6 protein-coding genes are annotated in these 8,173 nt (G+C 62.2%); 2 read left to right on the forward strand and 4 right to left on the reverse strand.

Annotated elements, in window-relative coordinates; genetic code table 11:
• Positions 1–3: 3 nt before the first annotated feature.
• A complete protein-coding gene (lpdA, locus tag VN623_RS10055; protein ID WP_325570652.1) occupies positions 4–1,407 on the forward strand; it encodes a dihydrolipoyl dehydrogenase in 1,404 nt (467 codons plus the stop codon).
• 3 nt (positions 1,408–1,410) lie between these two features.
• Here lpdA and VN623_RS10060 read toward each other — a convergent pair whose 3' ends face one another.
• The 4 genes from VN623_RS10060 to fsa all read right to left on the reverse strand — a co-directional run bounded on the left by VN623_RS10060 (position 1,411) and on the right by fsa (position 5,633).
• Positions 1,411–2,445 carry a TraB/GumN family protein gene (locus VN623_RS10060; RefSeq protein WP_325570654.1) on the reverse strand — a complete coding sequence of 345 codons (1,035 nt, stop codon included), beginning with the start codon at positions 2,443–2,445 and terminating at the stop codon, positions 1,411–1,413.
• 30 nt (positions 2,446–2,475) lie between these two features.
• A complete protein-coding gene (locus VN623_RS10065) occupies positions 2,476–3,447 on the reverse strand; it encodes a tyrosine recombinase XerC (protein WP_325570656.1) in 972 nt (323 codons plus the stop codon).
• Between the two features lie 71 nt (positions 3,448–3,518).
• Positions 3,519–4,916: an FAD-binding oxidoreductase gene (locus VN623_RS10070; protein WP_325570658.1), complete on the reverse strand. Its 1,398-nt coding sequence runs from the start codon at positions 4,914–4,916 to the stop codon at positions 3,519–3,521.
• Positions 4,917–4,976: 60 nt separating this feature from the next.
• Entirely contained in the window at positions 4,977–5,633 is a 657-nt protein-coding gene (fsa, locus tag VN623_RS10075; RefSeq protein ID WP_325570660.1) for a fructose-6-phosphate aldolase, read from the reverse strand.
• A 107-nt stretch (positions 5,634–5,740) separates the two neighbouring features.
• Between fsa and VN623_RS10080 the strand changes: the two genes are divergently transcribed.
• Complete coding sequence (locus VN623_RS10080) at positions 5,741–7,975, forward strand: primosomal protein N' (protein WP_325570662.1); 2,235 nt, start codon at positions 5,741–5,743, stop codon at positions 7,973–7,975.
• Positions 7,976–8,173 lie beyond the last annotated feature (198 nt).

Consider the following 8,173-nt stretch of genomic DNA (forward strand, 5'->3'; position numbering starts at 1 on the left):
GGAATGGCCACTTCGTACGATCTGGTGGTCATCGGCACCGGACCCGGCGGATATATCTGCGCCATTCGCGCCGCGCAGCTCGGGCTCAAAGTTGCAGTCGTCGAAAAGCGGGCGACGCACGGCGGCACGTGTCTCAACGTCGGCTGCATTCCGTCGAAAGCCCTGCTGCACGCTTCGCACGCCTACGCCGAAGCAAAGCATGCCTTTGCTGCAATGGGTATCGACGCCAATCCGACGCTAGATTTGCCGACGATGCAGGCGTTCAAACGCGAAGGCGTCAAAGGTAACGTCGATGGCGTCGCATATCTCTTGAAGAAAAACAAAATCGACAGCGTCTTCGGCACTGGCCGCATCATCAAATCTGGGCAAGTCGCCGTGACTTCGGCCAGTGGTGAGACGCAGACGCTCGCGACAAAATCGATCGTCATCGCGACTGGATCCGATTCGGCCCGTCTTCCCGGAATCGAGATCGATGAAAAGCGCATCGTGTCGTCGACTGGCGCACTCGACTTGCCGGCTGTGCCGCGCAGGCTTCTCGTCATCGGCGCCGGCGTCATCGGACTCGAACTCGGGTCCGTCTGGCAGCGCCTCGGCTCGGACGTACTCGTCGTCGAATACCTCAACCGAATTTTGCCCGGAGTAGACAACGAAATCGCGCGGGCTTTTCAGCGCATTCTCGAAAAGCAGGGCGTCGCAATTCGGCTGTCGAGCAAGGTCGCCTCGGTCGAGACGCGAGGCCGGAGCGTCGTTGCAAACATCGAGCCGGCTGCAGGCGGTCCTGCCGAATCCATTGAAACCGATATTGTGCTCGTCGCGGTCGGCCGCGTACCGTTCACAGATGGGCTTGGGCTCGCGGAGGCCGGAATCGCGCTCGATACCAAGAAGCGCGTGCTGGTCGACGGCCATTTCCAGACGAATCTGACGGGCGTGTTCGCCATCGGCGATGTCATCGCGGGCCCCATGCTGGCGCACAAGGCGGAAGACGAAGGCGTCGCCGCTGCCGAGGTCGTCGCGGGGCAAGCGGGCCATGTGAACTACGACGTCATACCAAACGTCATCTACACGAGCCCGGAGGTCGCGACGGTCGGCAAGAGCGAAGAAGAATTGAAGGCCGCCGGCGTCGCCTACAACGTCGGCAAATTTCCGTTTACCGCGAACGGTCGCGCCAAGACCATTCACATGACGGACGGCTTCGTCAAAATCCTGGCCGACGCCACGACGGACCGCGTGCTCGGCGTTCACATCATCGGCGTCAACGCGGGCGAGATCATCGCGGAAGCGGCAGTACTGATGGAATTCAGCGGTTCAGCGGAAGACTTGGCGCGCACCTGCCACGCGCATCCGACGTTGACGGAAGCCGTCAAGGAAGCGGCCCTTGCCGTCGGCAAACGGGCAATACATTTCTGAGCGCTACTCGACCGGCGTGACGGTGTAGCCCCGGTCGCGTAGCAGCGCCACGAGACCCGTCTCGCCCGGCAGATGCAGAGCGCCGACGGCGATGAAGGCATTGCCCTTTTCGAGCATTGGCGCAGCCGCGTCGCGCATCTTGACGTTGCGATCGACAAGCAGCGTTTTTTTGAACCCGTCGAACGCCGAAGCCGGCACGCCGGTCTCGGCCGCCAGCGCCAGCTGGAATGGCATGGCGGCGCCGATCTGACGCTTCACATACATCTGGACCAGCGTTTCCATCATGTCGTCGGCGCGGTCGATGTACTTGAGGCCGACTTTCAGCATGGCGACCTGCTGGTCCTCCGGCACGGCGGCGAGCGCCGCGAGCTGATCTTCGACCGTCTCGAGCCCGCCGACCGTCATCCCGTCCTTCTGCGCCTCCGCCGCGACGCGCAGATCGAGTACCTTTGCGCCGGAAGCCAACTGACGGCGTTCGCAATCCGAAGTGGCTAGCAACATGCTGACGAGCCAGGGCTTCAGTACGCTCGCGAATTCCGCCGGCATGCCCGACTTCGAAACGACCTTCTCGACCTTCTTGTATTCGTCGTCCGAAAGTTGCGTTTTGAGGGATTTGCTGCCGTCGGCATAAACAATGAGGTTTCGGTCTTTCGCCATCGCGTCGCCGACCGCCTTGTCCGACAGATCCGCGACTTCAAGCGTCACGGATTTCGATTTGGCGATCGCGTCTTTGGCTTTCTGCGAAAGCTCGGAAATTCGGGGATCGCTCAGATGCATCGTTCCGAACAGGTAGGAGGGTTCGACGCCGGGCTTCTCGACTTTCCAAAACACGGCTTCGGTGTTGGGAAGTGCTTTGCTTTCCTCCATCACCTTTTTGTAGAGCTCGGGCGACGTGGTCTGTAGTTCGGCGAGCATGTCGATGCCGTGACAGCGCCCGGCCTCTGTGGCGACCGCCGGGCGAGACGCCAAGAGAAGCGTCGCAACCAACGTCGCGCCAAACACGCACGCAAACGGCCGGATATTAGGTGGTAATATCATGACAATCTCGCGCTTGACGGGCGTTGACGTTCAGAGTCGCGCCGCCCTCGGATGAGCCTGATCGTAAACCGCAAGCAGGCGCTCCCGATCCACTTCCGTATAGACTTGTGTCGTCGAGAGCGAGGCGTGACCCAAAAGCTCCTGGATTTGTCGTAAATCGGCACCGGCCGAAAGAAGATGCGTAGCGAACGAATGCCGGAGTGCATGCGGCGTGGCGGTCTCAGGCAAGCCAAGCTGATGGCGCAGCTTTTCCATCGCCAGCTGGATGAGGCGCGGCGACAGCGGACCACCGCGCGCCCCGAGAAACAGCGGTCCATCCGGTGTCAGCGGGTGCGGGCAAAGGCGCATGTACTTTGCGATCGCGCCGGATACGATGGCCAGCGCCGGCACCAGCCGTTCCTTGCCGCCCTTGCCCTTGATATGCATGACGTCGCGGCCATCGAGCGGCGCCTTGTTCGGCGTCAGACTCAACGCTTCGCTGATACGAAGCCCGGCTCCATAGAGCAGCAACATCACGGCGACGTCGCGAGCCACAATCCATTCCGTCTCGAAGGTAACGTCAGCTACGACGAGCGACGCCGCGCCCTCTATCGTCAATGGCTTGGGTACGGAATGCGGAATCTTCGGCAGCGCCACCTGCAATACGGCGCGATTTTTCAGCGTGTCTTCCCGCTCGAGCCACCGGAAAAACGTTCTCAGCGCCGATAGCGACCGCGCCAGCGATCGCGAAATGACCTTGGCCTTGCGCCGCTTGGCGAGGAAAGCGCGAAACGCCTTGGCATCGAGCCGCGCCAGATCGCCGAGACACGGCGGATGGCCCAGGTGAGATTTGAGAAACGCCAGGAATTGCCGGAGATCGCGCGCGTAAGCTTCGCACGTCGCGGGACTTTGACCGCGCTCGTTGACGAGATGTGTCAGCCACGCGTCGACGGCCTGTCTCAGATCGGCTCCGAGCGGCAGCTCGGCATCCGCCGTCAGAATGTCATCAAGCGTGTCCGTCATGTGCTGCGCCCTGTCGTGCCCGCAGAAGCGTCTGGGTGATTGGGTTAACGAAGCGTTAACGCCAGGCTTTTCTACAGCAGTTTGCCGGGATTCAATATGCCCTTGGGGTCGAGCGCTTGCTTGATCGAACGCATCATGTCGAGTTCGACCGGCGTTCTATAGAGCCGCAACGCCTCGCGCTTCATCTGGCCGATACCATGTTCGGCCGAGATCGAGCCGTCGAGATCCGCGACAAGTTCGAAGATCGCATCCGACATCGGCGTCCAGAGCGCCAGATACGCGGCGCGATCCATGCCTTCGGGCTGCGTGACGTTGTAGTGCAGATTGCCGTCGCCGAAATGACCGAACGGCACCGGACGCGCGGCCGGGCAGACACGTTCGACGACGCTGGCGGCACGCATCAGGAATTCCGGAATGCGGGCAACCGGCACGGAGATGTCGTGCTTGATGCTGCCACCGGCGCCTTTTTGTGCTTCCGAGAAGGCGTCGCGTAGACGCCAGAAATCCTGCGCCTGCTGCAGCGATCCGGCGAAGACCGCATCGCGAATGATGCCGTCTTCGCTCGCCGCCGTCAGGAGATATTCCATCGCGTTCGCACTCTGATCGCTGCCGCGCGCCTGCGATAATTCGATCAATGCGTACCAGGGATGCCGGTCGGCGAATGGATCGCGAACGTTCGGCATGAAGCGAAGCGCGAACTCTTGCGCGCGAGCCGCCCAGAATTCAAACGCCGTCAGCGATTGTCCCGCGTGGCGTTCCGCCAGCCGCAGCAGTTTCAGCGCATCATCCGGCGATTGAAACGCGACGATGGCGGTTTCGCGTTCGGCCGGCATTGGCAAAAGCTTCAAGCACGCCGCCGTTATGACGCCGAGTGTGCCCTCCGAACCGATCAGCAGATCGCGCAGATCGTACCCGGTGTTGTCCTTTTTCAACCGTCGCAGCCCGTGCCAAACGCGCCCGTCGGCGAGCACTGCCTCGAGCCCGAGCGTCAAATTCCGCGCATTGCCGTAGGCGAGCACCGCCGTGCCTCCGGCGTTTGTCGCGAGCACGCCACCGATCATGGCGCTTCCTTCCGAGGCAAGGCTCAGCGGGAACAACCGGTCGGCTGCCTGCGCGGCATTCTGGGCTTCGAGTAACGTCACGCCGGCTTCGACGATCATCGTGCTGCCCGCCGCGTCGATGTTGCGAACCGCCTTCAGCCGAGCAAGCGATAGAACGATCTCGTTGCCCTCTTGCGAGGGAATTTGGCCGCCGACAAGACCGGTATTGCCACCTTGCGGGACGATGCCGACTTGGTGTTCGTTGGCCAACGCCAGAATCCGCGAGACCTCTTCCGTCGATCCGGGGCGCAGCACCACCGGCGTCTTGCCCGTATAACGGTCGCGCCATTCACGCAGGTAGGGCGCTTGATCGTCGGCGCGCGTCAACGCATGCGCTTCGCCGACGATCGCGGCGAAACGTTCAATCAAACTTGCGGGAAGGCTCTTCAAGCGCACGCGATTTGCCCACGGCGAGTTGAGGCGACGACGTTACACGATCTTCTGTCCGGTCTTCTTCCAGTCGTTGACGAACGCCGTCAGCCCGGCATCCGTCAGCGGGTGTTTCACCAGCGCTTTTAAAATCGCGGGTGGAACGGTCGCGACATCGGCGCCGATCATCGCCGCTTCCTTGACGTGGTTCACGGAGCGGATCGACGCTGCGAGGATGTCCGTCGAGAAATCGGGGTAGTTATCGTAGATCGTGCGAATTTCCCGGATCACGTCCATGCCGTTGAGGCCGATATCGTCGAGCCGGCCGATGAACGGCGAGACGAACGTCGCGCCCGCCTTCGCCGCCAGCAACGCCTGATTGGCCGAAAAACACAGTGTTACGTTGACCATCGTCCCATCGTCCGTCAGCGCCTTGCAGGCTTTGAGGCCGTCCATCGTCAACGGCACCTTGATCGTGACGTTCTTGGCGATTTTCCGCAGCACTTCGGCTTCGCGCATCATGCCGTCGTAGTCGGTCGCGGCGACCTCGGCCGAAACGGGCCCCGGCACGGCGGCGCAGATTTCCTTGATGATTTCCTTGAAATCGCGGCCTGCTTTGGCGACGAGCGTCGGATTCGTCGTCACGCCGTCGAGCAGCCCCGTCGCCGCTAACTCCTTGATCTCGGCCACGTCGGCAGTATCGACGAAAAATTTCATTTATTTCTCCTGACCTCGTCCCATAAGTCACGGGGCGCTTGCCTTTGCTGCGCCGCATCTTAAGGCAAACCTAGCACGCCCGATTCTTGGAAAAAGCTTCTAGTCCGTTGAACGTCCCTTTGGATAGTCTGCTCGAAATTCTGGATAACGGCGCCGGTCGCGGCCTCCGCAGCGTGCCGGTGCTGATGCCGGTCGCGCTCGACCAAACCTACGACTATCTGGTGCCGGAGGGTATTGAGGCAGCGCCGGGTGCCTTCGTGCTCGTGCCGTTCGGACCCCAAACCCGAATCGGCATCGTCTGGGACGGGCCGCGTGGCGACCGCAAGCCGGTCGACCCCAAAAAGCTCAAGACCCTGACCAGCCGCATCGATGCGCCGCGGCTGCCCGAAATTTCGATGCGTTTCGCGGAGTGGGTGGCGCGCTATTCGCTGGCGCCGCTAGGCATGGTGGCGCGTATGATGATGAGCGCCGATGCGGCATTCGAGCCGCCGAAACACCGCTTCGGCGTCTGCCTCGTCGAAGGAGCACAGCTTCCCGCCAAAATGACCGCCGCTCGCACGCGCGTCCTAGAGATCGCGGCGGATGGCCTGGTCCGCGCCAAATCCGATCTGGCGCACATCGCCGGCTGCTCGACAGGCGTGATTGACGGACTGGCTGCGGCCGGCACGCTCGTTGAAGTTGCAATCCCCGAACGCGCCTTTCCGCACCCTGAGCCGCGCCACGCGTCGACGGACTTTACGCTCGATCAGTCGCGCGCCGTCGAATCGTTGGTCAGTGCTGTCGACGCTGAGAATTTCTCCGTCACTTTGCTCGATGGCGTCACGGGGTCGGGGAAGACGGAAGTCTATTTCGAGGCCGTGGCGCGTGCGCTCGAAGCCGGCGGCCAAGCCCTGATCTTGCTGCCTGAAATCGCGCTGACCAGCCAGTTCCTCGATCGTTTCGCGCGCCGCTTCGGCGCCGCGCCTGTCGAGTGGCATTCGGCGTTGAGTCCGGCGGAGCGTGGCCGCATCTGGAAAGGCGTGGCCCGTGGTGACGTGCGATGCGTCGTCGGCGCACGTTCGGCGCTTTTCCTGCCGTTCTGTCAGCTCGGCCTCATTGTCGTCGACGAGGAGCACGATCAGGGATTCAAGCAGGAAGACCGCGTCCACTATCAGGGCCGCGACATGGCCGTGGTGCGCGGCAACCTCGGCAAGTTTCCCGTCGTGCTCGCGTCCGCGACGCCGTCGATCGAAAGCCACGTCAACGCGCTCGTCGGACGCTATCGCCACGCGATCCTTCCGGGCCGCTTCTCCGGCGTCGCGATGCCGGATGTTTCGGTCATCGATTTGAAACGGGAAAAGCTGGAACCGGGAAAATGGCTCGCCCCGCAGCTCGTTTCAGCGATCACTGAAACGCTGGAAAAAGGTCAGCAAACACTGCTGTTCCTCAATCGTCGTGGTTACGCGCCGCTGACGCTCTGTCGCTCGTGCGGCCATCGGCTCGAATGTCCGCAGTGTACGGCATGGCTCGTCGAGCATCGCTTCAAGAAGCGGCTGACGTGCCACCATTGCGGGTTCTCGCTGTCGCTCCCCGAGAAATGTCCGAAGTGTGCAGCCCCTGGCGCGCTCGTCGCCTGCGGACCCGGTATCGAACGCGTGCAGGAAGAAGTGGCGGAGCGATTCCCCGATGCGCGTCTGGCGTTGCTGTCGTCCGATCTCATCCCAGGGCTGACCGAAATGCGCGAGATGATCCGTGGCATTGAGGCGCGCGAATTCGATATTATCATCGGCACGCAAATCGTTGCCAAGGGCCACAACTTTCCGGGCCTCGCCCTCGTCGGCGTCGTCGACGGTGATCTCGGCCTCGCACATGGCGCCGACCCTCGCGCCGCAGAGCGCACGTTCCAGCTCTTGCAGCAGGTCACGGGTCGCGCCGGGCGAACGAGTTTCGTCGGCCGCGGCTACGTGCAAAGCTATTCGCCCGACCATCCGGTGATGAAGGCGATCGTCGCCGGCGACCGCGAGGCCTTCCTCAATTACGAGGTAAAGACACGTCAGGCGGGATTGCTGCCGCCATACGGCCGGCTCGCCGCCATCGTCATCTCGGCGCGCGACAAAGCCCTGACCGAAACGACGGCACGCGACATTTCGCGGCGGGCGCCTCAGAGCGATACCATTTCGGTTCTAGGCCCGACCGAAGCGCCGATAGCCGTCGTTCGTGGCCGCCATCGTTGGCGGTTGCTCGTCAAGGCGCCGCGCGACGCCGATTTGCAGGGCTATCTCAGGGACTGGGCTGGAATGATTCCAAAGCTCAAGTCCGACATTCGGATCACCGTCGACGTCGATCCCTACAACTTCCTATAAGTGGCGCGTTCTGCGGCATGTTTGCCATAAGCGAGCGCGCTTCTAACCCTGTGCGCGACGCATCATTTCGCCGCCGGTTTAAATCAGCTAAACGACCACCGGCTGACGCTCGCCCGCGGTATCGTGGCGATCAACACGCCTTTCGGATCGAAAGCTTCACATGCCCCTTCGCGTTGCCGTTCAAATGGACCCGATCGA

This window comes from Hyphomicrobium sp. (assembly GCF_035572195.1).
Taxonomy (GTDB): Bacteria; Pseudomonadota; Alphaproteobacteria; order Rhizobiales; family Hyphomicrobiaceae; genus Hyphomicrobium_B.